The organism is Serratia sp. JKS296 (assembly GCF_900215445.1).
In the GTDB taxonomy this organism is placed as follows: domain Bacteria; phylum Pseudomonadota; class Gammaproteobacteria; order Enterobacterales; family Enterobacteriaceae; genus Serratia; species Serratia marcescens.
Genome location: NZ_OCMX01000001.1, coordinates 4,568,658 through 4,594,338, shown reverse-complemented (window position 1 = coordinate 4,594,338; position 25,681 = coordinate 4,568,658). Strand labels below are relative to the sequence as shown.

At 60.4% G+C, this 25,681-nt stretch carries 28 protein-coding genes; 23 read left to right on the top strand and 5 right to left on the bottom strand.

The annotated features are described in order from the left end of the window. Window positions 1-228: 228 nt before the first annotated feature. Window positions 229-1,368 (bottom strand): tRNA epoxyqueuosine(34) reductase QueG, encoded by a 1,140-nt coding sequence (gene queG, locus CRO23_RS22035; RefSeq protein ID WP_097102929.1) that lies wholly within the window; start codon window positions 1,366-1,368, stop codon window positions 229-231. Here queG and nnr point away from each other — a divergent pair. The 16 genes from nnr (at window position 1,367) to CRO23_RS21955 (ending at window position 19,990) form a co-directional block, all read left to right on the top strand. After that, window positions 1,367-2,881: a bifunctional ADP-dependent NAD(P)H-hydrate dehydratase/NAD(P)H-hydrate epimerase gene (nnr, locus tag CRO23_RS22030; protein ID WP_097102928.1), complete on the top strand. Its 1,515-nt coding sequence runs from the start codon at window positions 1,367-1,369 to the stop codon at window positions 2,879-2,881. The two genes, queG and nnr, sit on opposite strands and share 2 nt — an antisense overlap. A 10-nt stretch (window positions 2,882-2,891) precedes the next feature. After that, a complete protein-coding gene (tsaE, locus tag CRO23_RS22025; RefSeq protein ID WP_028127566.1) occupies window positions 2,892-3,362 on the top strand; it encodes a tRNA (adenosine(37)-N6)-threonylcarbamoyltransferase complex ATPase subunit type 1 TsaE in 471 nt (156 codons plus the stop codon). A gap of 7 nt (window positions 3,363-3,369) precedes the next feature. Further along, window positions 3,370-5,166: an N-acetylmuramoyl-L-alanine amidase AmiB gene (amiB, locus tag CRO23_RS22020; RefSeq protein ID WP_016929364.1), complete on the top strand. Its 1,797-nt coding sequence runs from the start codon at window positions 3,370-3,372 to the stop codon at window positions 5,164-5,166. 22 nt (window positions 5,167-5,188) lie between these two features. Next, on the top strand, window positions 5,189-7,072 hold the full coding sequence (gene mutL, locus CRO23_RS22015; RefSeq protein WP_060444772.1) for a DNA mismatch repair endonuclease MutL: 1,884 nt from the start codon (window positions 5,189-5,191) through the stop codon (window positions 7,070-7,072). Continuing rightward, window positions 7,065-8,006: a tRNA (adenosine(37)-N6)-dimethylallyltransferase MiaA gene (gene miaA / locus CRO23_RS22010; protein WP_097102926.1), complete on the top strand. Its 942-nt coding sequence runs from the start codon at window positions 7,065-7,067 to the stop codon at window positions 8,004-8,006. Before mutL ends, miaA begins: the two co-directional genes overlap by 8 nt. 114 nt (window positions 8,007-8,120) lie before the next feature. Beyond that, the gene (gene hfq / locus CRO23_RS22005) at window positions 8,121-8,429 is read left to right on the top strand and encodes an RNA chaperone Hfq (RefSeq protein ID WP_004933678.1); all 309 of its coding nucleotides are present in this window, start codon (window positions 8,121-8,123) and stop codon (window positions 8,427-8,429) included. Between the two features lie 98 nt (window positions 8,430-8,527). Then, window positions 8,528-9,808 carry a ribosome rescue GTPase HflX gene (hflX, locus tag CRO23_RS22000; RefSeq protein WP_004933675.1) on the top strand — a complete coding sequence of 427 codons (1,281 nt, stop codon included), beginning with the start codon at window positions 8,528-8,530 and terminating at the stop codon, window positions 9,806-9,808. A gap of 68 nt (window positions 9,809-9,876) precedes the next feature. After that, on the top strand, window positions 9,877-11,127 hold the full coding sequence (gene hflK / locus CRO23_RS21995; protein WP_016929360.1) for an FtsH protease activity modulator HflK: 1,251 nt from the start codon (window positions 9,877-9,879) through the stop codon (window positions 11,125-11,127). Between the two features lie 3 nt (window positions 11,128-11,130). Beyond that, window positions 11,131-12,135: a protease modulator HflC gene (hflC, locus tag CRO23_RS21990; RefSeq protein WP_004933669.1), complete on the top strand. Its 1,005-nt coding sequence runs from the start codon at window positions 11,131-11,133 to the stop codon at window positions 12,133-12,135. Window positions 12,136-12,196: 61 nt separating this feature from the next. Continuing rightward, window positions 12,197-12,397, top strand: coding sequence for a DUF2065 domain-containing protein (locus tag CRO23_RS21985; protein ID WP_004933666.1), 201 nt, complete (start codon window positions 12,197-12,199; stop codon window positions 12,395-12,397). A gap of 98 nt (window positions 12,398-12,495) precedes the next feature. Continuing rightward, complete coding sequence (locus tag CRO23_RS21980) at window positions 12,496-13,794, top strand: adenylosuccinate synthase (RefSeq protein WP_004933663.1); 1,299 nt, start codon at window positions 12,496-12,498, stop codon at window positions 13,792-13,794. 233 nt (window positions 13,795-14,027) lie between these two features. Beyond that, the gene (nsrR, locus tag CRO23_RS21975; RefSeq protein WP_004933660.1) at window positions 14,028-14,453 is read left to right on the top strand and encodes a nitric oxide-sensing transcriptional repressor NsrR; all 426 of its coding nucleotides are present in this window, start codon (window positions 14,028-14,030) and stop codon (window positions 14,451-14,453) included. 59 nt (window positions 14,454-14,512) lie between these two features. After that, window positions 14,513-16,987, top strand: a complete 2,475-nt coding sequence (rnr, locus tag CRO23_RS21970) for a ribonuclease R (RefSeq protein ID WP_097102924.1) — start codon at window positions 14,513-14,515, stop codon at window positions 16,985-16,987. 61 nt (window positions 16,988-17,048) lie between these two features. Beyond that, window positions 17,049-17,780 (top strand): 23S rRNA (guanosine(2251)-2'-O)-methyltransferase RlmB, encoded by a 732-nt coding sequence (rlmB, locus tag CRO23_RS21965; protein ID WP_004933653.1) that lies wholly within the window; start codon window positions 17,049-17,051, stop codon window positions 17,778-17,780. Window positions 17,781-17,896: 116 nt separating this feature from the next. Beyond that, window positions 17,897-19,525 carry an isovaleryl-CoA dehydrogenase gene (locus CRO23_RS21960; protein ID WP_016929355.1) on the top strand — a complete coding sequence of 543 codons (1,629 nt, stop codon included), beginning with the start codon at window positions 17,897-17,899 and terminating at the stop codon, window positions 19,523-19,525. A 66-nt stretch (window positions 19,526-19,591) separates the two neighbouring features. Beyond that, a complete protein-coding gene (locus CRO23_RS21955; protein WP_016929354.1) occupies window positions 19,592-19,990 on the top strand; it encodes a DUF350 domain-containing protein in 399 nt (132 codons plus the stop codon). Here the strand turns inward: CRO23_RS21955 and CRO23_RS21950 are convergent. Further along, the gene (locus tag CRO23_RS21950) at window positions 19,987-20,262 is read right to left on the bottom strand and encodes a DUF1471 domain-containing protein (protein ID WP_028127568.1); all 276 of its coding nucleotides are present in this window, start codon (window positions 20,260-20,262) and stop codon (window positions 19,987-19,989) included. The genes CRO23_RS21955 and CRO23_RS21950 overlap by 4 nt on opposite strands. Window positions 20,263-20,385: 123 nt before the next feature. Beyond that, the gene (gene bsmA, locus CRO23_RS21945) at window positions 20,386-20,694 is read right to left on the bottom strand and encodes a biofilm peroxide resistance protein BsmA (protein ID WP_016929352.1); all 309 of its coding nucleotides are present in this window, start codon (window positions 20,692-20,694) and stop codon (window positions 20,386-20,388) included. A 127-nt stretch (window positions 20,695-20,821) separates the two neighbouring features. Here bsmA and yjfP point away from each other — a divergent pair, with 127 nt between their 5' ends. Both yjfP and CRO23_RS21935 read left to right on the top strand, forming a co-directional pair. Next, the gene (yjfP, locus tag CRO23_RS21940; RefSeq protein ID WP_097102922.1) at window positions 20,822-21,574 is read left to right on the top strand and encodes an esterase; all 753 of its coding nucleotides are present in this window, start codon (window positions 20,822-20,824) and stop codon (window positions 21,572-21,574) included. Window positions 21,575-21,698: 124 nt separating this feature from the next. Continuing rightward, window positions 21,699-22,058: a hypothetical protein gene (locus tag CRO23_RS21935; protein ID WP_097102921.1), complete on the top strand. Its 360-nt coding sequence runs from the start codon at window positions 21,699-21,701 to the stop codon at window positions 22,056-22,058. A 99-nt stretch (window positions 22,059-22,157) separates the two neighbouring features. Here the strand turns inward: CRO23_RS21935 and CRO23_RS21930 are convergent, their stop codons facing one another. Next, window positions 22,158-22,424, bottom strand: coding sequence for a DUF1471 domain-containing protein (locus tag CRO23_RS21930; RefSeq protein WP_004933636.1), 267 nt, complete (start codon window positions 22,422-22,424; stop codon window positions 22,158-22,160). A 453-nt stretch (window positions 22,425-22,877) separates the two neighbouring features. Here CRO23_RS21930 and rpsF point away from each other — a divergent pair, with 453 nt between their 5' ends. The 5 genes from rpsF to CRO23_RS21905 all read left to right on the top strand — a co-directional run bounded on the left by rpsF (window position 22,878) and on the right by CRO23_RS21905 (window position 24,791). Continuing rightward, entirely contained in the window at window positions 22,878-23,276 is a 399-nt protein-coding gene (rpsF, locus tag CRO23_RS21925; RefSeq protein ID WP_004933634.1) for a 30S ribosomal protein S6, read from the top strand. Window positions 23,277-23,284: 8 nt separating this feature from the next. Then, a complete protein-coding gene (priB, locus tag CRO23_RS21920) occupies window positions 23,285-23,602 on the top strand; it encodes a primosomal replication protein N (RefSeq protein ID WP_049233092.1) in 318 nt (105 codons plus the stop codon). Between the two features lie 4 nt (window positions 23,603-23,606). Continuing rightward, window positions 23,607-23,834, top strand: a complete 228-nt coding sequence (gene rpsR, locus CRO23_RS21915) for a 30S ribosomal protein S18 (protein WP_000135199.1) — start codon at window positions 23,607-23,609, stop codon at window positions 23,832-23,834. A 39-nt stretch (window positions 23,835-23,873) separates the two neighbouring features. Beyond that, window positions 23,874-24,326, top strand: coding sequence for a 50S ribosomal protein L9 (gene rplI / locus CRO23_RS21910; RefSeq protein WP_004933629.1), 453 nt, complete (start codon window positions 23,874-23,876; stop codon window positions 24,324-24,326). A 111-nt stretch (window positions 24,327-24,437) separates the two neighbouring features. After that, window positions 24,438-24,791 (top strand): DUF488 domain-containing protein, encoded by a 354-nt coding sequence (locus CRO23_RS21905; RefSeq protein WP_016929349.1) that lies wholly within the window; start codon window positions 24,438-24,440, stop codon window positions 24,789-24,791. A gap of 3 nt (window positions 24,792-24,794) precedes the next feature. Here CRO23_RS21905 and CRO23_RS21900 read toward each other — a convergent pair whose 3' ends face one another. Further along, window positions 24,795-25,469: an OapA family protein gene (locus tag CRO23_RS21900; RefSeq protein WP_097102919.1), complete on the bottom strand. Its 675-nt coding sequence runs from the start codon at window positions 25,467-25,469 to the stop codon at window positions 24,795-24,797. Window positions 25,470-25,681: the final 212 nt, after the last annotated feature.

Sequence of the window (25,681 nt, the reverse complement as noted above, 5' to 3'; positions counted from 1 at the left end):
GTGAACAGAGTTATCCACAGCCTCTGCACATAAACTCGCCTGCCTGAAAAATCAACGTCATACAAATTAAATATTTATCTATTTGATTTATATGCTTATTTATTTATCCCAAAACGTTATGCCGATCACTTGCTCTTTTTGTTGCAGTTGAAAGACAACGTGTTTTTATTTTTATGCACAAATCCACAGAGTGAGTCTTCCGGCGATAAGCCCGCGCGGCGCACGCCGTCAGGCGTCCCTCGGCAAACCTTTTTCCACAGCCCGTATCAGCCGTTTTTTCTGTGCCGTCTGCACCTCGATGCCCTGCGCTTCGCGGCGGGCGAGCTGTTGCGCCAGCGCCCAGTGGATATGTTCGTCCAGCATGCTGTCCTGGCCCAAACGCGTGCGCAGCGCGAGCACGACGCCGTCCTCATAAGGCGCATTGCCCAGCGCCACGGCGATATTGCGCAGCCAGCGAAGGTGGCCGATGCGGCGTATCGCCGAGCCTTCGGTGATGCGCAGGAATTTTTCTTCTGTCCAGTTGAACAGATCGATCAGCTGCGGCGCATGCAGCGCGGCGCGCGGGCTGAAATCGTCTTCGTCGGTGAGCTGCGAAAAGCGATTCCACGGGCAGATCAGCTGGCAGTCATCGCAGCCGTAGATGCGGTTGCCGAGCAGCGGGCGGAATTCTTCCGGGATCGCGCCTTCCAGCTCGATGGTCAGGTAGGAGATGCAGCGCCGGGCGTCGACGGTATAGGGGGCGACGATGGCGCCGGTCGGGCAAGTGGTGATGCAGGCGACGCAGCGGCCGCACTGTTCTTCCTGCGGCTGATCCACCGGCAGCGGCAGATCGATCAGCAATTCGCCGAGGAAAAACCACGATCCGGCTTCGCGGTTGAGAATTAGTGAGTGTTTACCAACCCATCCGATGCCCGCCTTGGCGGCCAGCGCGCGCTCCATCACCGGCGCAGAATCGACAAAGGGGCGGAAATTCAACTCGCCGCAGTATTCCTGGATCTGATCGCCCAGTTTTTTCAGGCGCTGGCGCAACAGCTTGTGATAGTCACGCCCCAGCGCGTAGCGGCTGACGTAGCCCAACTGCGAATCTTGCAAGGTGCTGGCGAACGCCGCCTTGGCCGGCAGGTAGTTCATGCGTACGCTGATCACTCGCAGCGTGCCCGGCAACAGTTCGTGAGGGCGTGCGCGCAACATGCCGTGGCGCGCCATCCATTCCATCTCGCCGTGGTACTGCTTGTCGAGCCAGGACTGCAGCTTCGGCTCTTCAAGGCTCAGATCGGTATCGCAGATGCCAACCTGCTGGAATCCTAGCGATTGCCCCCATTGCTTGATATGTTGGGCGAGTTGATGAAGATCGAGGGGGTGCGTCATGACGGGCCACAGTGAAAAAGCATACGCTGACAGTTTACCACACTCTGTCTGGCCTGCGGATTGGATCCGTCGCTCGGAACCCGCGGCGGCGGCCTCGCTCGGTATTTCTCTTTACGATTTGATGCAGCGCGCCGGTCAGGCGGCCTACGTGCTGGCGCGCAACGCGTACCCTTCCCGCGACCACTGGCTGGTGCTGTGTGGCCACGGCAACAACGGTGGCGACGGCTATGTGGTGGCGCGTCTGGCGAAGGCGGCGGGCGTGCAGGTGACGCTGATCGCCTGCGAAGGCGCACGTCCTTTGCCACCGGAAGCCGCAGCGGCTCGCGAGGCCTGGCAAGCAGCAGGCGGCGACATTCTGCCGGCGAACAGCCGCTGGCCGGCGTCTGTTTCGCTCATCATCGACGGCCTGCTGGGCACTGGTCTGGGCAGCGCGCCGCGTGCGCCTTACGACGCGCTGATCGAGGCCGCCAACCGCCATTCGGCGCCGGTGGTGGCGCTCGATATTCCGTCCGGCCTGCTGGCGGAAAGCGGCGCGGCGCCAGGCGCGGTGGTGCGTGCCGCCCACACCGTCACGTTCATCGGCCTCAAACCGGGGTTGCTGACCGGCCAGGCGCGTGACTGGGTCGGGCAACTTCATCAGAATGCGCTAGGCTTATCGGGTTGGTTGGCGAAGCAACCGGAGCAGATTCAGCGGCTTACCGCCGAGGTGTTGCCGCGCTGGCTGCATCCGCGCCGTCCTTGCGCTCATAAGGGCGAGCATGGCCGCCTGCTGTTGGTGGGCGGCGATAGCGGTTTCGGTGGCGCCATTCGCATGGCGGCGGAGGCGGCGCTGCGCAGCGGGGCTGGATTGGTGCGAGTGCTTACTCACATTGATCATGTTACGCCGCTGCTGACGGCCAGGCCGGAGCTGATGGCGCAGGCGCTGGACGAGGCGACGCTGCGGCAGGCGATGCAATGGGCGGATGTGCTGGTGATTGGCCCGGGGCTGGGCCAGGCTGAGTGGGGCAAAAACGCCTTGAGCGTGCTGCAAACCAGCGATAAACCAGCCTTGTGGGACGCCGATGCGCTGAACTTGCTGGCATTAAATCCCGAGAAACGGCAGAATCGCGTGATGACTCCGCATCCTGGAGAGGCGGCGCGGCTGTTGAGCTGCAGCACTGCTGACATCGAGAGTGATCGCTTACTTGCCGTGCGCAAGCTGACGGCGCGCTACGGCGGCGTGGCGGTGCTGAAAGGCGCCGGTACGCTGATCGCCGATGAGCAGGGGCAGATGGCGATCGCCGACGTCGGCAACGCCGGCATGGCCTCCGGCGGCATGGGCGATGTGCTGTCGGGCATCATCGGCGGTTTGCTGGCGCAAAAGCTCCCGCTGTATGATGCCGCCTGTGCGGGCTGCGTCGTGCATGGCGCGGCCGGCGATCGCGTAGCGGAAAGACAAGGAACAAGAGGCATGTTGGCGACCGATTTACTGCCGGACATCCTTCATTTCGTTAATCCTGAGTGGGCAAAATAGACTTTATCGAATGAAAGAACTCGTTTTACCTCTGCCGGACGAGGCAGCGACTGTCGCTTTGGGCACCACTTTGGCCAAGGCCTGCGATCGCGCCAGCGTCATCTATCTCTACGGCGACCTGGGCGCCGGTAAAACCACCTTCAGCCGTGGCTTCCTGCAGGCGTTGGGGCATCAGGGCAACGTCAAAAGCCCGACCTACACGCTGGTAGAGCCCTATGCCTTGCAGCCGTTGGCGGTGTATCACTTCGATCTGTATCGCTTGGCCGATCCGGAAGAGCTTGAATTCATGGGCATTCGCGATTACTTCGCGCAAGACGCCATCTGCCTGGTCGAATGGCCGCAGCAGGGCACCGGCGTGCTGCCGGAGCCGGACCTGGCGCTGTACCTCAGTTATCAGGGTGAGGGGCGAGAGGCGAAGATTGAGGCGATTTCCGCATACGGCAGCCAGTTGTTAGACCGCATTCATGGATCACAGGGATGATGCTGCAATGACGCAGGTGTTGAAAAAATTTGCGGTCATCATGCTGATCGCCGTGCTGGGGCCGCTCGGCGCGTTGAACGCGCTGGCGGCGTCCTCGCTGTCCGATATCAAAGTGTCGAACGCCCAACGCGAAGCGACGGTGTCGGTGAGCTTCAATGGTCCGCCGGACTATGCGTTTTTCCCGCTGCACGGCCCGGAACGGGTGGTGCTGGACGTTAATCAGAAGGGCAAGGTCGGCGGTCTTCCGCTCAATTTCAGCGGGCAAAACCTGGTGAAAAGCATTCGTTCCAGCGCGCCGAAAGACGCTCAGAGCGTGCGCCTGGTGTTTGATCTGACCCAGCGCGCCAAAACCCGCGTTTCCACTCGCCAGAACGGCGGCGTGCATACCGTGGTGTTCACCATTTCGGCCGAAGGCGGCGCCAATATCGTGGCGCGTAAAGCGCCGGTGCAAACGCCTCCGCCGGTCGCCGTCAGTCAACCGCCGCGTCAGGCGCCGGTCGCGGTGCGTGAAGCGCCGGAGCCGCCGCTGCGCAAAGCGCCGACGGGATCGAATCCCTTTACCCAAAAACAGACCGTGGTCGCAGGCACCGCCACTGAGGTCACGCCGCGCAGCAGCCGCGTTTCCGCCGGTTCCGGCGATCGGGTGGTGGTGGCGATCGACGCCGGCCACGGCGGCCAGGATCCGGGGGCCATCGGCCCGAGCGGGTTGAAAGAAAAGAATGTCACCATCGCCATCGCGCGTCGCCTGCAGGCGATGCTGGACGCCGACCCGCAGTTCAAACCGGTGCTGACGCGTAACGGTGATTATTTCATCTCGGTGATGGGGCGTTCCGACGTTGCGCGTAAACAGGGCGCCAACGTGCTGGTCTCCATCCATGCGGACGCCGCGCCAAACCGCAGCGCCAGCGGCGCTTCCGTCTGGGTGCTGTCCAACCGCCGCGCCAACAGCGAAATGGCCGGTTGGCTCGAACAGCATGAGAAGCAGTCTGAGCTGCTCGGCGGCGCCGGCGATTTGCTGGCCAATAGCCAGGCCGACCCTTATCTGAGCCAGGCGGTGCTGGATCTGCAGTTCGGTCACTCGCAGCGCGTCGGGTACGACGTGGCGGTGAAAGTGCTGCAGCAGCTGCAGAGCGTCGGATCGTTGCATAAACGCCGGCCGGAACACGCCAGCCTGGGCGTGCTGCGTTCGCCGGATATTCCATCGCTGCTGGTGGAAACCGGATTTATCAGTAATAGCACGGAGGAGCGGCTGCTGGGCAGTAGCGCGTATCAGGAGAAGATTGCCAAGGCCATTCATAACGGCCTGCGCAGCTACTTCCTGGCGCATCCGCTGCAAGCCGACCCAAAGGTGGAAAACCGACCGCTGGACGTCGCAGCGGCGGTTAACACCTCAACACCAGACGTGCGTCAGCCGGAGCCTATCGTCAGCCCGGCCGGCGCGAGCCGCAGCGTTAACGGCAAGACCCAGATCCACGTGGTGAAACGGGCGGAGACGCTGTCCGGCATCGCCGACAGCTACGGCACCACCATGGCGGCGCTGCGGGATCTGAACAAACTGAAGAAAGATGGCGTGTGGGTCGGGCAACGCCTGAAGGTGCCGGCGGGGAAAACCGCCGCCGTCACCGCCGTCGCCAAAGCGAAAACGCCGGCGAAAAGGCCGTCTAAACATAAAGTGGCCCGCGGAGATACGCTGTCCTCCATCGCTTCCCGCTACGGGGTCAGCGTCGGCGATCTGAAACGGGTCAATAATCTGAAGTCGGACGTCGCGCCGCTGGATCGGACGCTGACCATTCCGCAGGCCTAGCGCCACCGCTACAGGAGTCAGCATGCCTATCCAGGTGTTACCGCCACAGCTCGCCAACCAGATCGCCGCCGGAGAGGTGGTTGAGCGCCCCGCGTCGGTCGTCAAAGAGCTGGTGGAAAACAGCCTGGACGCCGGGGCGACGCGCATCGATATCGATATCGAACGCGGCGGCGCCAAGCTGATCCGCATTCGCGACAACGGTTGCGGCATCGGCAAGGACGATCTGGCGCTGGCGCTGGCGCGGCACGCCACCAGTAAAATCAGCACGCTCGACGACCTGGAGGCGATCGTCAGCCTCGGCTTTCGCGGCGAAGCGCTGGCCAGCATCAGTTCGGTGTCCCGTTTGACTCTGACGTCGCGCACCGCCGACCAGAGCGAAGCGTGGCAAGCCTATGCCGAAGGGCGCGAGCAGGCGGTGACGGTCAAACCCGCTGCGCACCCGGTCGGCAGCACGCTGGAAGTGCTGGATCTGTTTTACAACACCCCGGCGCGCCGCAAGTTCATGCGCACCGAGAAAACCGAATTCGGCCATATCGATGAAGTGGTGCGGCGCATCGCGCTGGCGCGCTTCGATGTGGCGATCAACCTCAGCCACAACGGCAAACTGATCCGCCAATACCGGGCGGCGAAGGAAGAAAGCCAGCACGAGCGCCGTTTGGGCAGCATCTGCGGCCCGGCGTTTTTGCAGCATGCGCTGAACATCGACTGGCAGCACGGCGATCTGAGCATCCGCGGTTGGGTGGCGGATCCGGCCGGGGCGCGCCAGCTGGGTGAAATGCAGTATTGTTACGTCAATTGCCGCATGATGCGCGATCGTTTGATCAATCACGCCATTCGTCAGGCCTATCAGGATCAGTTGAAGGACGATCAGCAGCCCGCTTACGTGCTGTATCTGGAGGTCGATCCGCACCAGGTGGACGTCAACGTGCATCCCGCCAAGCACGAGGTGCGTTTCCATCAGGCGCGGCTGGTGCACGATTTTATCTACCAGGCGGTGACCACCGTGCTGCAACAGGCCGGTCAGACTCCGTCGCTGCCGCTGGCGGAAACGCCGGACGAAGCGCCCGCGCCGGTCTGGCAGCAGGAAAACCGCGTCGCCGCCGGCGGCAACCATTTTTCTCAGCCTGCGCCGCGCCGTGAAACGCCGCCACCGGCCGGCACCGCCCGCGAGCGGCCGCCGCAGCCGAGCTGGCAAGCGGCGGGCGGTTATCAGAAACGCGAAGGCGAGCTGTACGGTAAACTGATGCAGCCCGCCGCCGAGCCGCCGGCCGAGGCCGCGCCGGAAGTCTCGATCAAGCCGCCGCTGTTCCCGCCGGCGAAAGCCGCAGCGGAAACGCCGTTGGCGGGCGGCCAGCACAGTTTTGGCCGGGTGTTGATGATCCATCCGCCGTGTTATGCGTTGATTGAACAGCGCCAGCAGCCGGCGTTGCTCAATCTTACGGTGGCCGAGCGCTGGCTGCGTCAGGCGCAGCTCAACCCGCCGACGGAAGGGCTGCGGCCGCAGCCGCTGCTGATCCCAGTCAAGCTGACGTTGGAAAAGAGCGAAGCGGCGGCCATCGCGCGGCATCAGGCGCTGCTGACGATGATGGGGCTGGATCTGCAGGCGGATCACGGCCGTGTGACGCTGCGCGCAGTGCCTTTACCATTACGCCAACAAAATTTACAAAAACTGATACCCGAACTGTTAGGCTATCTGGCCGAACATCAGGAGATGTCGCCCGCGGTGCTGGCCACCTGGCTCGCTCGCCGTCTTGGCAGCGAACATGAACAGTGGAACACCTCGCAAGCGATACAATTGCTGACCGACGTTGAACGACTTTGCCCGCAGCTGGTCAAATCGCCACCGAGCGGACTTTTACAACCCGTTGATTTACAGGCCGCACTGGCGGCCCTCAAGCATGACTGACACTGAAATGACACCACGTCCCCCGGCTATTTTCATCATGGGGCCGACCGCCTCGGGCAAGACCGCGCTGGCGATCGCGCTGCGCGAACGCCTGCCGGTGGAACTGATCAGCGTCGATTCCGCGCTGATTTACCGCGGCATGGATATCGGCACCGCCAAGCCGAGCGCCGAAGAATTGGCGCAGGCGCCGCATCGGCTGATCGATATTCGCGATCCCGCCGAAGCTTACTCGGCCGCGGAGTTCCGCGCCGATGCGCTGAAAGAGATGGCCGACATCACCGCCGCCGGCTGCATTCCGCTGTTGGTGGGCGGCACCATGTTGTATTTCAAGGCGTTGCTGGAAGGATTATCGCCGTTGCCGTCCGCCGATCCCGCGGTGCGCGAGCGCATCGAACGGCAAGCGGCGGAGCAGGGCTGGGAGACGTTGCACCGTCAGTTACAGGCGATCGATCCGGTCGCGGCATTGAGAATTCATCCGAATGATCCGCAGAGACTGTCCAGAGCACTGGAAGTTTTTTTTATTTCGGGTAAAACTTTAACGGAACTGACTAAAATTTCGGGTGAATCGTTGCCGTATCAAGTTCACCAATTTGCGATAGCGCCGACCAGCCGTGAGTTGATCCATCAACGCATCGAGCTGCGGTACCATCAAATGTTGGCGGCGGGTTTTGAGACGGAAGCGCGTGCACTTTTCGCACGGGGTGATTTGCATACGGACTTGCCCTCCATTCGCTGTGTCGGTTACCGCCAGATGTGGTCATACTTGTCTGGTGAAATTAGTTACGATGAGATGGTTTATCGTGGTATTTGCGCAACACGTCAGTTGGCTAAACGCCAAATGACCTGGTTACGGGGTTGGGAGTCGGTCCATTGGTTGGACAGTGAAAAGCCGGGAGAGGCTTTGGACTCGGTGACACAGGTTGTTAGTGCATAGGTTGGGTGATTGTGTACAATTGCTGAGTATTCAGCGCGCAAATTTTTTACGTCGTTTATTTTAGAGCCGACAGGTTCTTAGTTACAAACAACAAGCAAATAAGGAAAAGATAGAATGGCTAAGGGGCAATCTTTGCAAGATCCGTTCCTGAACGCATTGCGTCGTGAACGTGTTCCGGTTTCTATTTATTTGGTGAATGGTATTAAGCTGCAAGGCCAGATTGAGTCTTTTGACCAGTTTGTCATCCTGTTGAAGAACACGGTTAGCCAGATGGTGTACAAGCACGCTATCTCTACCGTTGTCCCGTCACGTCCGGTTTCGCATCACAGCAACAACCCGAGCGGCGGTTCAAGCAACTATCACCATGGCAACAATCCGTCTGCGCAGCAACAGCCGCAGCAGGAAAGCGATGACGCTGAATAAAGCGCGTTGCAAGTCAACCATGACGGGGAGCATAAGCAGCCGCGGGCTGTTTATGTCCCCCAAACTCACGGTGAGTGTCCGTTTGAGAGGTTGCACGCTTGTTTGACCGTTATGAAGCCGGTGAGCAGGCCGTACTGGTTCATATCTATTTCTCGCAAGACAAAGATACGGAAGACCTCAACGAGTTCGAATCGCTGGTCTCCTCAGCCGGTGTCGAAGCTTTGCAAGTGGTGACTGGTAGCCGCAAAGCCCCGCATCCGAAGTACTTTGTCGGCGAAGGAAAGGCCGAAGAAATTGCAGATGCGGTGAAAGCCAGCGGCGCGTCTGTTGTCCTGTTTGATCATTCCCTTTCCCCGGCGCAGGAAAGAAACCTCGAGCGCCTGTGCGAATGCCGGGTGATCGATCGCACCGGGTTGATTTTAGACATCTTCGCCCAGCGTGCCCGCACCCATGAAGGTAAGCTGCAGGTGGAGCTGGCGCAGTTGCGTCACATCGCCACGCGTCTGGTACGCGGCTGGACGCACCTGGAGCGGCAAAAAGGGGGGATTGGCCTTCGCGGGCCGGGGGAAACCCAGCTTGAGACCGACCGTCGCCTGTTGCGCGATCGCATCAGCTTGATTCTGCGCCGCCTGGAGCGGGTAGAAAAGCAGCGTGAACAAGGCCGACGCGCGCGGACCCGTGCCGATGTGCCGACCGTATCGCTGGTGGGCTACACCAACGCCGGCAAATCCACCCTGTTTAACCGAATAACGTCTGCCGAGGTGTATGCGGCGGACCAGCTATTTGCCACCCTGGATCCTACGTTGCGGCGCATTGACGTGCCGGACGTGGGGGATACCGTGTTGGCGGATACCGTAGGCTTCATCCGGCACCTGCCGCACGATCTGGTGGCCGCCTTCAAGGCGACGCTGCAGGAAACGCGCCAGGCATCTCTGCTGCTGCACGTCATCGATGCCGCAGATCCGCGCGTCGATGAGAACATCGAAGCGGTGAACACCGTGCTGGCGGAGATAGACTCGGATGAAATTCCTACACTGTTAGTGATGAACAAAATAGATATGCTGGACGATTTTGTGCCGCGTATCGACCGCAACGACGAAAACCTGCCGATCCGGGTGTGGCTGTCCGCCGCCAGCGGAGAGGGTATTCCGTTGCTGTATCAGGCGTTGACGGAGCGCTTATCGGGGGAGATCGCGCATTACGAATTGCGCTTACCGCCACGGGCAGGCCGTCTTCGCAGCCGTTTTTACCAGCTTCAGGCGATTGAAAAAGAGTGGAACGAAGAAGACGGCAGCATTGGCGTGGTGGTGCGAATGCCGATCGTCGAATGGCGTCGTCTCTGCAAGCAAGAACAGGACCTGATTGACTTTATCGTATGATCATATCCTGTTACATTTATGCTTCGCGAAAGCCTGAAGTACCCAATCACAGAATATGGAGCTAAAACATGGCGTGGAATCAGCCCGGTAATAACGGACAGGACCGCGACCCGTGGGGGAGCAGCAATAATAATGGCGGCAACTCTGGCGGTAACAACAAAGGCGGTCGTGATCAAGGGCCACCTGATTTGGACGATATCTTCCGCAAACTGAGCAAGAAATTGAGCGGTTTCGGCGGGGGCAAAGGCTCCAACAGCAATAGCGGCGGCACCGGCACCTCTGGCCCGGGCTTCAGCGGCCGCATTATCGGTATCGCGGCGGTCGCCGTGGTGGTGATCTGGGCCGCCAGCGGCTTCTACACCATCAAGGAAGCCGAGCGCGGCGTCGTGACGCGTTTCGGCAAGTTCAGCCATCTGGTGCAGCCGGGCCTGAACTGGAAGCCGACCTTCATCGACGACGTGCGTCCGGTGAACGTGGAATCCGTGCGCGAATTGGCGGCGTCCGGCGTGATGCTGACCTCCGATGAAAACGTGGTGCGCGTGGAAATGAACGTGCAGTACCGCGTGACCAACCCGGAAGCGTACCTGTTCAGCGTCGTCAATGCCGACGACAGCCTGAGCCAGGCGACCGACAGCGCCCTGCGCGGCGTGATCGGCAAGTACTCGATGGATCGCATCCTGACTGAAGGCCGTACCGTGGTGCGTAACGATACGCAGCGCATGCTGGAAGAGACCATCCGTCCTTACAACATGGGCATCACGCTGCTGGACGTCAACTTCCAGGCGGCGCGTCCGCCGGAAGAGGTGAAGGCGTCGTTCGACGATGCGATCGCCGCGCGTGAGAACGAGCAGCAATACATCCGTGAAGCGGAAGCTTACGCCAACGAAGTTCAGCCGCGTGCGAACGGCCAGGCGCAGCGTCTGCTGGAAGACTCCAAGGCTTATAAGGACCGCACCGTCCTGGAAGCTCAGGGTGAGGTGGCGCGCTTTGCCAAGCTGTTGCCGGAATACAAGTCCGCACCGCAGATCACCCGCGAGCGTCTGTATATCGAAACCATGGAAAAAGTGCTGGGCCATACCCGTAAGGTGTTGGTGAGCGACAAAGGCAACAACCTGATGGTGCTGCCGCTGGATCAGATGCTGCGCGGCCAAGGCGCGGCGACGGAGAGCGGCAACAAGGATACCAGCCTGATTCGCCTCAATCCGAATCCTGCGCCGGCTGCCAACAGCAGCACTCCGCGCACCAGCGGCGGATCGGTTATGGATCAGCGCCGGGCGAATGCGCAGCGTGACGACACCACTCGCGTAGGGAGAGAGTAATCAATGCGTAAGTCTTTTGTAGTTATTGTCCTCGCGGTGCTGGTGGTGCTGTACGCTTCGCTGTTCGTGGTGCAGGAAGGCCAGCGCGGCATCGTGCTGCGCTTCGGCAAGGTTCTGCGCGACGGCGAAAACAAGCCGCTGGTGTATGCGCCGGGTCTACACCTCAAGATCCCGTTCATTGAGACCGTGAAGAACCTGGATGCGCGCATCCAGACCATGGACAACCAGGCCGATCGCTTCGTGACCAGCGAGAAGAAAGACCTGATCGTCGACTCCTATCTGAAGTGGCGCATCAGCGACTTCAGCCGTTACTACCTGGCGACCGGGGGCGGCGACGTCTCCCAGGCCGAAGTGCTGCTGAAACGCAAGTTCAGCGACCGTCTGCGTTCCGAAATTGGCCGTCTGGACGTGAAAGACATCGTGACCGACTCGCGCGGCAAGCTGATGTCTGACGTGCGTGACGCGCTGAACACCGGCACCGTGGGTGACGGCGAAGAGGTGGCGACCACCGAAGCCGATGACGCTATCGCCTCTGCGGCGGCGCGCGTTGAGCGGGAAACCACCGGCAAACAGCCGCAGGTGAACCCGAACAGCATGGCGGCGTTGGGCATCGAAGTGATCGACGTGCGTATCAAGCAGATCAACCTGCCGGCCGAAGTGTCCGACGCCATCTACCAGCGTATGCGCGCCGAGCGTGAAGCGGTAGCCCGTCGTCTGCGCTCGCAGGGCCAGGAAGAAGCCGAGAAGCTGCGCGCCAGCGCGGATTACGAAGTGACCCGTACCCTGGCGGAAGCCGAGCGTCAGGCGCGTATCACCCGCGGTGAAGGCGATGCCGAAGCGGCCAAGCTGTTCGCCAACGCGTTCAGCCAGGATCCGGATTTCTATGCCTTTATCCGCAGCCTGCGCGCCTATGAAGCCAGCTTCAAGGACAACCAGGACGTGCTGGTACTGAGCCCGGACAGCGATTTCTTCCGCTACATGAAGTCGCCTGATACCCTGCGCAAATAAGCGGCAGGCAATCTGACCGAGGGCCCGTTTACGCGGGCCCTTTCTCGTTTTTGGGGGATGCATGAACTCAACGATTTGGCTGGCGCTCGGGCTGGTTCTGGTACTGGAAGGATTAGGGCCGATGCTGTTTCCGCAGGCCTGGCGCAAAATGATTGTGGCGATGTCGCAGTTGCCGGACGCGACGCTGCGGCGATTTGGCGGTGGAATAGTGGTTGCGGGCTGCGTGATCTACTACATGTTGAGCGGCCGCACGGGTCTTTAAAGTCTAGCCCAAAATTTATGCAATCGTATGCTAAAAGTGCTGAAAATCGAAAATTACGGTGGTAGAATCCATTTTTAAGCAATCGGTGATTTTGAAAAATGGGTAAGAACGTCGTCGTACTGGGCACCCAATGGGGTGACGAAGGTAAAGGCAAGGTTGTAGACCTGCTGACTGAACGGGCTCAATATGTTGTGCGCTACCAAGGTGGCCATAACGCTGGCCACACTCTGGTAATCAACGGTGAAAAAACCGTCCTTCATTTAATTCCTTCAGGTATTCTGCGTGAAAACGTCACCAGCATCATCGGCAACGGTGTTGTTCTGGCGCCGGACGCGTTGATGAAAGAAATGGGTGAACTCGAAGCGCGTGGCATCCCGGTACGCGAACGTCTGTTACTCTCTGAAGCTTGCCCGTTGATCCTGCCTTACCACGTTGCGTTGGATAACGCGCGTGAGAAAGCGCGCGGCGCGAAAGCGATCGGCACCACCGGTCGCGGCATCGGCCCGGCTTACGAAGATAAAGTGGCTCGTCGCGGCCTGCGCGTCGGCGACCTGTTCAACAAAGAAACCTTCGCCGTTAAGCTGAAAGAGATCGTCGATTACCACAACTTCCAGCTGGTCAACTACTACAAAGTTGACGCCGTCGATTATCAGGCGACGCTGGACTACGTGCTGTCTATCGCCGACATCCTGACCGCCATGGTGGTTGACGTTTCCGAACTGCTGGACGGCGCGCGCAAGCGTGGCGACCTGATCATGTTCGAGGGCGCTCAGGGTACCCTGCTGGATATCGACCACGGTACTTATCCGTACGTGACCTCTTCCAACACCACCGCCGGCGGCGTGGCTACCGGTTCCGGCATCGGCCCGCGTTATGTGGATTACGTGCTGGGCATCGTGAAAGCCTATTCCACTCGCGTGGGTGCAGGTCCGTTCCCAACTGAACTGTTCGATGAGACCGGCGAATACCTGTGCAAGCAGGGTAACGAGTTCGGCGCCACCACCGGCCGTCGTCGTCGTACCGGTTGGCTGGACGCGGTAGCGGTGCGCCGCGCCGTGCAGATTAACTCCCTGTCCGGCTTCTGCCTGACCAAACTGGACGTCCTGGACGGCCTGAAAGAAGTGAAGATCTGCGTGGGCTACCGCATGCCGGACGGCCGCGAAGTGGACACCACTCCGCTGGCGGCTGAAGGCTGGGAAGGCATTGAGCCTATCTACGAAACCATGCCGGGCTGGAGCGAAACCACCTTTGGCGTGAAAGAGCACAGCAAGCTGCCTCAGGCTGCGCTGAACTACATCAAGCGCATCGAAGAAGTGACCGGCGTACCGGTAGACATCATCTCTACCGGCCCGGATCGCAGCGAAACCATGATCCTGCGCGACCCGTTCGACGCATAATCAGGCTTTGCGGCATTAAACAAACCGGGCGCGTCCCGGTTTGTTTTTATCCTGACTCCCTCCGATTGCGGTTTCACGTCAAAAAATCCTTTCATAAACCCGCCTTAGGGCGCGGGATTCGCTAAATAATTAGCGACGAACTCTCCGGCTGGTTTATTATCCAATGAGTAATCTTTTGAATAGCGCCGAAAAGCGGCGTATCAGACGGGTAAAGTGATACCCAGAGGTAAGATGTGCAGTTAACAAGTTTTACTGATTATGGCCTGCGGGCGTTGATCTACATGGCCTCGTTGCCGCAGGACAAGATGACCAGCATCTCGGAAGTGACTGAGGTTTATGGCGTGTCTCGCAACCATATGGTGAAGATCATCAATCAGTTAAGCCGGGTAGGTTTTGTCACGGCGGTGCGCGGCAAGCATGGCGGTATACGTTTGGGCAAACCGGCCGAGAGCATTCGCCTCGGTGACGTGGTGCGGGCGCTGGAGCCGCTCGCGCTGGTTAACTGCAGCAGTGAGTTTTGCCACATTACCCCTGCCTGCCGCTTGAAGCAGGTGCTCCACCAGGGCGTACAGAATTTCCTTGAAGAGCTGGATAAGCATACGTTGGCCGACATGGTCGAAGACAATCCGCCGCTCTACAAGCTATTGCTTGTCGAATAAAACGACGTTGAGAAGACAAGGCTCAACGTCATCCTGCTGATGACAACGGAGGAACCGCAATGTCACAAGATCCATTCCTGGAACGAGAAGCAGAAAAATACGAATCCCCTATCCCCAGCCGTGAATATATCCTGGCCCATTTGGCGAAAAGAGAAACGCCGGCCAGCCGCGAAGAACTGGGCAACGAATTGGGCCTCAGCGGCGAAGAACAGCTGGAAGCGCTGCGCCGCCGCCTGCGCGCCATGGAGCGCGATGGCCAGTTAGTGTTTACCCGCCGCCAGTGCTACGCGCTGCCGGAACGTTTGGATCTGCTGCGCGGCACGGTGATCGGCCACCGCGACGGCTACGGCTTCCTGCGCGTTGAAGGCAGCAAAGACGATCTGTACCTGTCTGCCGAACAGATGAAAATGGCGATCCACGGTGACGTGGTGCTGGCGCAGGCCTTGGGCGCGGATCGCAAAGGGCGCCGCGAAGCGCGCATCGTGCGCGTGCTGGTGCCGAAAACCAGCCAGATTGTCGGCCGCTTCTTCATGGACGCCGGTACCGGCTTCGTGGTGCCGGACGACAGCCGTCTGAGCTTCGATATTCTGATCCCGGCGGACAGCGTCAGCGGCGCGCGCATGGGCTTTATGGTGGTAGTGGAGCTGACTCAGCGCCCGACCCGCCGCACCAAGGCGGTCGGCAAGATCGTCGAGATCCTCGGCGACAAGATGGGCACCAGCATGGCGGTGGACATCGCGCTGCGCACCCATGAGATCCCGCATACCTGGCCGCCGCAGGTGGAAAAACAGGTAGCCGATCTCAGCGAGCAGGTGCCGGAAGCGGCCAAGAAGGGCCGCGTCGATCTGCGCAAGCTGCCGTTGGTCACTATCGACGGTGAAGACGCGCGCGACTTCGATGACGCCGTGTACTGCGAGAAAAAACGCGGCGGCGGCTGGCGCCTGTGGGTGGCGATCGCCGACGTCAGTTACTACGTGCGCCCGCGCACCGCGCTGGACGATGAAGCGCGCAGCCGCGGCAACTCGGTGTACTTCCCGTCGCAGGTGATCCCGATGCTGCCGGAAGTGCTGTCCAACGGGCTGTGCTCCCTGAACCCGCAGGTCGATCGTCTGTGCATGGTGTGCGAAATGACCATCTCCGCCCAGGGGCGCCTGTCGACGGCCAAGTTCTACGAGGCGGTAATGAGCTCTCACGCCCGCCTGACCTACAACAAGGTGTGGCACATTTTGCAGGGCGATAAGGAGCTGCGCGAGCATTACCATCCGCTGGTCAAGCACCTGGAAGAGCTGCACGCCATGTACAAGGTGCTGGATAAGGCGCGCGCCGAGCGCGGCGGCATCGCGTTCGAAACCGAAGAAGCCAAATTCATCTTCAACGCCGAGCGTCGCATCGAGCGCGTGGAGCCGACGGTGCGCAATGACGCCCACAAGCTGATCGAAGAGTGCATGATCATGGCCAACGTGGCGGCCGCGCGCTTCGTCGAGAAACGCAACGAGCCGGCGCTTTACCGCGTGCACGATCGTCCGAGCGACGACCACATCTCCGCGCTGCGCAGCGTGCTGAGCGAGCTGGGGCTGACGTTGGGCGGCGGCAACAAGCCGCAGCCGAAGGACTATGCGGTGCTGATGGATGAAGTGTCCGAGCGCCCTGACCACGAAATGCTGCAAACCATGTTGCTGCGTTCGATGAAACAGGCGATTTACGATCCGGAAAACCGCGGCCACTTCGGCCTGGCGCTGGCGTCTTATGGCCACTTCACCTCGCCGATCCGCCGTTATCCGGATCTGGCGCTGCACCGCGCGATCAAATATCAGTTGGCCAAAGAACACGGCGAGCAGAAAGAGCGCTGGACGCCGACCGGCGGCTGGCACAGCGAATTCGAAGAGATGCTGCAGCTGGGCGAACACTGCTCGATGACCGAGCGCCGCGCGGACGAAGCGACGCGCAACGTCGCCGACTGGCTGAAGTGCGACTTCATGCAGGATCACGTCGGTGAAGTGTTCAGCGGCATCATCTCCAGCGTGACCGGCTTCGGCTTCTTCGTGCGCCTGAACGATCTGTTCATCGACGGGCTGGTGCACGTATCAACGCTGGATAATGATTACTATCGCTACGATAATATCGGCCAGCGCCTGATCGGAGAATCTTCCGGCACGGTCTATCGCCTGGGGGATACGGTGGAGATCCGCGTGGACGCGGTGCACATGGACGAGCGCAAGATCGATTTCGCACTGGTATCCAGCACCCGCAAAGCGCGCGGTGAAGGCAAAACCGAACGCGATCGCGCCAAGAAGGGCGGCCAGCGCACGCTGCGCGACAACGGTAGCGCGGGGCGCGGCAAGCGCCGCGGCGGCAAACCGCCGGCCAACTTCGAGCCGGACAGCGCCTTCCGCAAGCAGGATGACGCCAAGCCCGCGGACAACGTGAAGAAGGCGAAGAAGAAAGCCAAGAAAGCGTCCGACAAAACGCGGAAAATCGCGGCGGCGACCAAAGCCAAGCGCGCAGCCAAGAAGAAAGGTGCCGAGCAGGCCTAACCTGCCGCACATCGTTATCATCGGCCGGTTATCGCCGGCCGCACGAATTTAAAAGAGCATCATGAGCGAAATTATTTACGGCATCCATGCCGTCAAAGCCCTGTTAGAGCGCGACCCGCAACGCTTCCTGGAAGTGTTTATTCTGAAAGGCCGCGAAGATCGCCGTCTGCAACCGCTGATCGCCGAGCTGGAAGCGACCGGCATCGTGATCCAGGTGGCGAACCGTCAATGGCTGGATGACAAGGTTGAAGGCGCGGTGCACCAGGGGATCATCGCCCGGGTGCGCGAAGGGCGCCAGTATCAGGAGAACGATCTGCCGGGCCTGCTGGAAAGCGTGGAGACGCCGTTCCTGCTGGTGCTGGACGGCGTGACCGACCCGCACAACCTCGGCGCCTGCCTGCGCAGCGCCGACGCGGCCGGCGTGCACGCGGTGATCGTGCCCCGTGACCGTTCCGCCCAGTTGAACGCCACCGCCAAGAAAGTGGCCTGCGGCGCCGCCGAAAACGTGCCGTTGATCCGCGTGACCAACCTGGCGCGCACGCTGCGTCTGCTGCAAGAGATGAACGTCTGGGTGGTGGGCACCGCTGGCGAAGCCGACCATACGCTGTATCAAAGCAAAATGACCGGCCCGATGGCGCTGGTGATGGGCGCGGAAGGCGAAGGCATGCGTCGCCTGACCCGCGAACACTGCGACGAGCTGATCAGCATCCCGATGGCCGGCACCGTCTCTTCGCTGAACGTGTCGGTCGCCACCGGCATCTGCCTGTTCGAAGCGGTGCGTCAGCGCGGCTGATTCTCCTGACGGGGGCGCTCTGCCCCCGTTAATTCCCTCTCTTGTGATCCCGCCTGCGGCAGAAATCTCTGCGCCGACCATACTTATCCCTGACGCTTTTTTCAGGGAGCACTCTCATGGTCTGGACTACGCACACCGTTTTTAACCAACCCAAGCCGCTGGGCAACAGCAACCTGTTTCTCTCCGATACGCCGCTGCGCGAAGCGTTGCAGCGCGAGCAAGGCGGTTGGGACGCCGAGGTATTGGCTTCGCTGGGCCAGCAGCTCGGCACGCAAGAGTCGCTGGAGCTGGGGCGCCTGGCCAACGCCAACCCGCCGGAGCTGCTGCGCTATGACGCCACCGGCCAGCGGTTGGACGACGTTCGCTTTCACCCTGCCTGGCATATTCTGATGCAGGGGCTGATCGCCAATCGGGTGCACAACCTGCCCTGGCAGGAGGATGCGCGCATCGGTTCCTTCGTGGCGCGCGCCGCGCGCTTTATGCTGCATGCGCAGGTCGAGGCCGGCACGCTGTGCCCGGTGACCATGACCTTCGGCGCCACGCCGCTGTTGCTGCAGGCGTTACCGGCGGAATTCCGTTCCTGGCTGACCCCGTTGCTGTCGGATCGTTATGACGCTCACCTGCTGCCTGGCGGGCAAAAGCGCGGTCTGCTGATCGGCATGGGTATGACAGAGAAGCAGGGCGGCTCCGATGTCTTGAGCAATACCACCACCGCCGCGCCGCTCGGCGCGCGTGGGCCGGGCGAAGCCTACCGGCTGGTGGGGCACAAGTGGTTCTTCTCGGTGCCGCAGAGCGATGCGCACCTGGTACTGGCGCAGGCCGAAGGCGGGCTGTCCTGCTTCTTCCTGCCGCGCATTTTGCCGGACGGCAGCCGCAACGCCATTCGTCTGGAGCGGCTGAAAGACAAACTGGGCAACCGCTCCAACGCCAGCAGCGAGGTGGAGTTTCAGGACGCCGCGGCCTGGCTGCTGGGCGATGAGGGCGACGGCGTGCGGCATATCCTGAAAATGGGTGGCCTGACCCGTTTCGACTGCTCGCTGGGCAGCCACGGCCTGATGCGCCGCGGGCTGTCGGTGGCGCTGTATCATGCGCTGCAGCGGCAGGCATTCGGTAAGCTGTTGATCGAACAACCGCTGATGCGTCAGGTTCTGGCGCGCATGGCGCTGCGGCTGGAAGGGCATACCGCGTTGCTGTTCCGGCTGGCCCGCGCCTGGGAAAGCCGCAGCAATGAGGGCGAGCTGATCTACAGCCGCCTGCTGACCCCGGCGGCCAAATACAGCATCTGCCGCCAGGGCATGCCGTTCATCGCCGAGGCGATGGAGGTGCTGGGCGGCATCGGTTACTGTGAGGAGAGCGAACTGCCGCGCCTGTATCGCGAGATGCCGGTGAACAGCATCTGGGAAGGTTCCGGCAACATCATGTGCCTGGACGTGTTGCGCAGCCTGCACAAATTGCCGGGCGCGCTTGAAATGCTGCAGTTCGAGCTGCAGCCGGTGCGCGGCCAGAATCGGTTGTTCGATCGCGCCTGGCGGCAGTGGCAGCAGCGCGCCCGGCAACCGAGTGAGGAGATGGGGCGGCTGCTCACTCAACAGCTGTTCGACCTGTGCTGCGCCGCACAGCTGCTGCAGCACGCCAGCCCGCAGATCGCCGATGCCTGGTGTCATCTGACGCTGGATCATCGCGGCGAGAGCCTGCTGTCGGCCGAGGTGTGCGAACTGCTGCTGAACCGCGCCATCGGCGGTTAGGGAAAAGGGTGGCGCGCGGCGGCGAAAACCTTTTTAATTCAGCCTCACTCTGACAGGAAAATGCACATGGATATTCTCAGCGCGTTGGCGGCGTTCGCCTCTTACTTCTTCAGCGGTTTCGCCATGATTTTGGTGTTTCTGTTCGTCTATACTCGCATCACCCCGCACGACGAATGGGCGTTGATCAAGGCCGATAATCAATCCGCCGCCTTTGCTTTTATCGGCGCCTGCCTGGGGTATGTGATCCCGCTGGCCAGCGCGGCGATCAACTCGATCAGCCTGCTGGATTACCTGCTGTGGGGCGTAGTGGCGCTGGTGGTGCAACTGCTGCTGTTCGCTGCCGTGAAGATCTACATGCCGCGCATCAGCGAAAAGATCGAAGCGAATCACCTGGCCGCCGGGATTTTCCTGGGGGGCGTCTCCGTTAGCGGCGGCGTGTTGAATGCGGCTTGCATGAGCTACTAAAGGTATAAGATGGCGGAGGCGCGCCAGCCAAGCGGGTGCGCCTGCTCTTCCATCCGCAGGATGCGGTAATAGCTGGCGCCGTGTTGGTCGGCGGTGCGGGCGATGGCCAGTTCTGCTTCCTGCGGCGAGCCGGGCAGATCGCTGAAGGTGATCTCGGCGATTTCACTGAGCGGCGTCACGCGATCGGCGGGCGCCAGCTCGGCGGACTGTGCGCCGGTGCTGAGCAATCCCATGGAAAGCAGGAGGGAGGTGAGTGCGGTGGAGCGTTTCATGGCGTTCCCCTTCGTCAGATCCTGAATCGACACCCGCAACATGCGGCATGCTGTCCCTCAGTGTGCAACACCCTTCTTCAGCCAGTGCAAAGCCAGTGTAAATCTGCTTAAACAATCCCCGCCTTAACGATACAGGAGCGCCTGGGAATACCATTGGCCCGGCACGACGGTTTCGCTGTTCATGATGATCACGTAATAACGGGCGCCGGCGGCGGTGGCCTTGCGCTGGATCTCCGCTTCCACGTCCATCGGGCTGCCGCGCACTACGGCGGTGACGGTGCCGATTTTCACCAGTTTGGCGGTCTGCGCGCGGACGATCTCCTGCGCCTGTGCGGTGGGCGGCGGCGGCGGTTTCGGCGTGGTGGTCATGATGCCGCAGGCGGAAAGCTGTGCGGCCAGCGTCAGGGCGATGAGTGTGCGGACAAACGTCATGGGAACCTCGAAAGAGCCGGTGCGATGGCTTCAGTGTAACGCAATATAAGCTGGAACAGATTGAGCTAACGCTGGCTGGCGCAAGTTTGTCATGATGAATGCCAACAGGTGAGTTGAGGATGAGCGGATGATTGAAATTCATGACGAGCGGGTGGGCGATATTGCGGTGATCCATGCGGTGCCGGCGGGGCAGTATCATCGGCCGCTGCCGACGGTGTTCTTCTGCCATGGTTATACCTCATCGAAAGAGGTGTACGCCTACTTCGCCTATGCGCTGGCGCGCGCCGGTTTTCGGGCGGTGCTGCCGGATGCCGATCGGCACGGCGAGCGGTTCGACGGCGATGAGACGCGGCGCCTGGCGTCGTTCTGGGAGATCCTGCGCAGCAATATCGACGAACTGCCGCAGATCAAGGCGCATTTTGAGCGGCTTGGCCTGATAGCCGACGGACGCATCGGCGTCGCCGGCGCCTCAATGGGCGGCATGACCGCGCTCGGCGCCTTCGCGCGCTTCCCGTGGATCCGGGCGGCCGCCAGCCTGATGGGCTCAGGTTATTACCGTTCGCTGGCGCAAACGCTGTATCCGCCGTTGGACGAAGAGGGCGAGGCACTCTCGCCGGCGGCGTTTGCGGCGCGCACCGCCGTGCTGGCGGAATATGAGCTGGAGGGGCATTTGGAGACGATTGCCGGGCGGCCGCTGCTGCTGTGGCACGGCGAGACGGACGACGTGGTGCCGGCGGCTGACAGCCAGCGTTTGGCTGCTGAACTGCGGCGGCAAGGCGCGGACGGTCGTTTGACATCGCTCATCGAATCGGGGGTGAAGCACCGCATCACGCCGCTGGCACTGTCCGCCACCACCGATTTCTTTCGCCGCGAATTGTAATGCGCCTCCGGGCGCGATGCGTGGAATTGCGGTGCTCTCTGCAGGCTGTTTCGGTCATTGTTTGACGCATGGCGGAGGAGAATGTCAGCGTGAATTCTTTCAGGGGCGGCAAGGAGCGGAGAGCATGATAAAGGGTATCAGCAATACGGCCGAGACAGCGCGCGGGCTGGCGGGAACGATGAAAGCGCGCGCCGAGCTTAACTCAGCGGCCTTCAGCGAGATGCTGGAGGCAGCCGACGGCAAGGTGCATCCGCTGTCGCGCATTACCGCGCAGACGGTGCAAAACATGACGGCACTGTTCTCTTTCGCGCCGAAAGCGGCGGCCACTCACACTGCGGCGCCGGGAGCGCTCTCGTTCGAACAGCGGGCGACCCTGGCGGAAAGTGCCGATCTGCTGCAAATGCGCACCCACTATCTGCGGATGGCGTTGCAGTTGCACAATCCGGGCAAGGCGCTCAACGCGCCGGCGTTGCTCAAGCTCTGATTGGCGGGGGAAGCGGAGCGCCCAACGGGCGGCGCTCCGGTGCGGACTGAACGGGCTTTCTGATGAAGCCCTGGGATTTCCCTGGCGTGGCGCGTCTCTTTAGCGGTACAGCTCGGCGCTGACGTGCATCGTGCTGTTGTCGCCCGGTTCGTGCAGGGCGATGATGCGATAAGAGCTTGCGCCGCGTTGGTCGGCGATTTTACTGACCTGGCTGCTGGCGTCGTCCGGCGAAACCACATTCTGGTTCAGGGTGACGAAGCCGACGCTTTGGCGTTGATCGGCCTGGTGCGAGGTGATCTCCGTCGCGGCCATCACATTGGCGGAGAACAGGGCGGCCAGCGCCGTCGCGAGAATAATGCGTTTCATAGTGCCTCTCTTACTTTTTGCCGTTACGGCCTGACAGCGAGTGTCGCTGCGGCAAAAAGTCATTTATCTGCATTGAATAACCTGGGATCTTTTTCGTCGCGCTGTCTGCGGCGGATATGGTTAATTTTAGTCCGTTGCCGGCGATTAAAAAGCGGGGTGTTTTGAAGGCATCCTTCAAAAAAAGTGAAATAGATTTGTGACTCAACGCTGATTTCATTGAAAGATTTTTGAAACTGATGGATCGGCGTACATAGGTTCACTCACGAGCAAATCGTGCTATTTCCCATAGCGCCTCGCATTAACGCGAATAAAACCCACGCAGTCCTTGAGTTTCCCGCCCTGCGTCAGTATGATTACGCGTCATTTTTCAGCCGCACACTAAACACGTTCCTTGCTTCCATGGGCCGCGGTTGACCCTGACAGGAGGCTGAATAATCCGTAAGGAGCAATTCGATGCGTCATTACGAAATCGTTTTTATGGTCCATCCTGACCAAAGCGAACAGGTTCCGGGCATGATCGAGCGTTACAGTGCTACCATCACTAACGCGCAAGGTCAGATTCACCGTCTGGAAGACTGGGGCCGCCGTCAGCTGGCTTATCCGATCAACAAACTGCACAAAGCTCACTACGTTCTGCTGAACGTTGAAGCGCCGCAGGAAGCGATCGATGAGCTGGAAACTAACTTCCGCTTCAACGACGCCGTTATCCGCAGCATGGTTATGCGCGTTAAGCACGCGGTAACCGAAGCATCTCCGATGGTTAAAGCGAAAGACGAACGTCGTGGCGATCGCCGCGAAGACTTCGCTAACGAAACCGCAGATGATGCAGATGCTGGGGATTCTGAAGAGTAATTGCCGCCGTGACGGCTAATCGTCTGGTTTTGTCGGGCACTGTGTGCAAGGCGCCGGTTCGAAAAGTGAGTCCTTCCGGGATACCGCACTGCCAATTTGTGCTAGAGCACCGTTCGCAGCAGATGGAAGCCGGATTCAGCAGACAAGCATGGTGCCGAATGCCCGTGGTTGTCAGCGGACAACAGTCACAAGCACTAACTCAAAGATTAACGGTCGGCAGTCAGATTACCGTGCAAGGCTTTGTAAGCTGCCATCAAGGGCGCAACGGGCTGAGCAAATTGGTTCTGCATGCCGAGCAGATTGAATTGATAGATTCTGGAGACTAGCCAAATGGCACGTTATTTCCGTCGTCGCAAGTTCTGCCGTTTCACCGCGGAAGGCGTTCAAGAGATTGACTATAAAGACATCGCTACGCTGAAAAACTACATCACCGAAAGTGGTAAAATTGTACCGAGCCGTATCACCGGTACTCGTGCAAAATATCAGCGCCAGCTGGCCCGTGCTATCAAGCGCGCGCGCTACCTGTCTTTGTTGCCGTACACTGATCGTCATCAGTAATCGGCCACTGTCCATTAACGACTTTGAGAGGATAAGGTAATGCAAGTTATTCTGCTTGATAAAGTAGCAAACCTGGGCAGCCTGGGTGATCAAGTTAACGTTAAAGCGGGCTACGCTCGTAACTTCCTGGTACCACAGGGCAAAGCTGTTCCTGCTACCAAGAAAAACGTTGAGTTCTTCGAAGCACGCCGTGCTGAACTGGAAGCCAAACTGGCTGACGTTCTGGCTGCTGCTGAAGCTCGCGCAACCAAGATCAACGAACTGGGTTCAGTCACCATCGCTTCCAAATCTGGCGACGAAGGTAAACTGTTCGGCTCTATCGGCACCCGCGACATCGCTGACGCAGTGACTGCGGCAGGCGTTGAAGTTGCCAAGAGCGAAGTTCGTCTGCCGAACGGCGTTCTGCGTACCACTGGCGAGCACGAAGTGCACTTCCAGGTACACAGCGACGTGTTCGCACAGCTGAATGTAGTTGTGGTTGCAGAAGCGTAATTTACGCTGCTGTTAACCCGGTTAAAACGCCAGCCTCGCGCTGGCGTTTTGCTTTTCTGCGCCTGGCAAAACGCGCTACGCTTGAAGACGGGATGAAAAGGAGAGCGTGCGATGGCAACGATTACGCTACAGCGGGTTTACGATTTCAGCGCGCCGGCGCCGGAACATTGTTATCTGATAGACCGGCTATGGCCGCGCGGCATCAGCAAAGAGCGGTTGACGGGCGTGCAGTGGTTGAAACAGGTGGCGCCGGATGACGAGCTGCGCAAGTGGTTCCATCAGCATACCGACCAGTGGGAAGCCTTTGAGACGCGATACCGCCAACAGCTGGCGGCCAACGACGCCTGGCAGCCGCTGGTGGCGCTGTTACGGCAGGGGCAAGCGCTGACGCTGCTGTATGGCAGTAAAGATACCGAGCACAATCAGGGCGTGGTGCTGCGCGAGTTTCTGCTGGCGCAGCTGTAGAGATTAGCGTTCCCGGCGGTAGCTGCCGTCGGCCTGGCGGCGGAACAGCGCCTGGCTATTGTCTGCCGTGGTGACCGACAGTGCGCTAATCACGCCGTTGGCGTCGCGTTCAATGCGCACTTCCTGGCCGGCTTTCATGTTGCTCAGCGGCTTGTCGCCGCCTTCCACCTGCGCCATGGCGAACACTTCATTCACCGGCAGATTGTTGTCGCGAAACAGTTGGGCCAGGGTCTGGCCGGGCTGGATCTGATAACGCTGCCAGTTGCCCGCCGGCGTCGGCTCATTGGCGGGCGTGGCGGCGCTTCCGCCGTTTTGCAGCTCGGCCTGCAGCGGCACGCTGGTTTCCTGCTGAGAGACCGGGAACGGCTGTCTTTCGGGCGAGTAGGGCCACAGCAACGCCAGCAGCAGGATGATGCCGAAGATCAGCACCCAGCGGCGGTGAAAGTAGGGCAGCGGTTCCATCCAATGGAAACCGTCCGGCAGATGCCAGACTTTAATCAGCAGAGCTTTGACCCGCTGCATTTTGTCGTTGGCCGACGGCGGCTCCGATGGCGGTTCCGCGCCTTCAGCCGTGGGTGCGGCGCCCGGTTTCAGGCGCTGGCTGATGTTCAGCCAGATGCGCAGCAGCGGCTGGTAGATGCGGGTGGTTTTCCTTCTCCTGGGCGCGATTCTGCCCATGGTGACCTCTCTTCGACGGCGTAATAATCAGTGCGGCGCGTTAAACGCGTCGCCTGCCCGATATCCTGCCTTCAGTATAGTCCGCTAACTGATTGAAGTGAAAGGCGGCTGAGCGGCAGAGCCGGGGTTTGCGGCTGCGGGCGTTAACAGAAGGTTATTGTTTCTTTTTCTACGACAAAAGTCATCATTCTCCACACAAGATTTTACCCGGC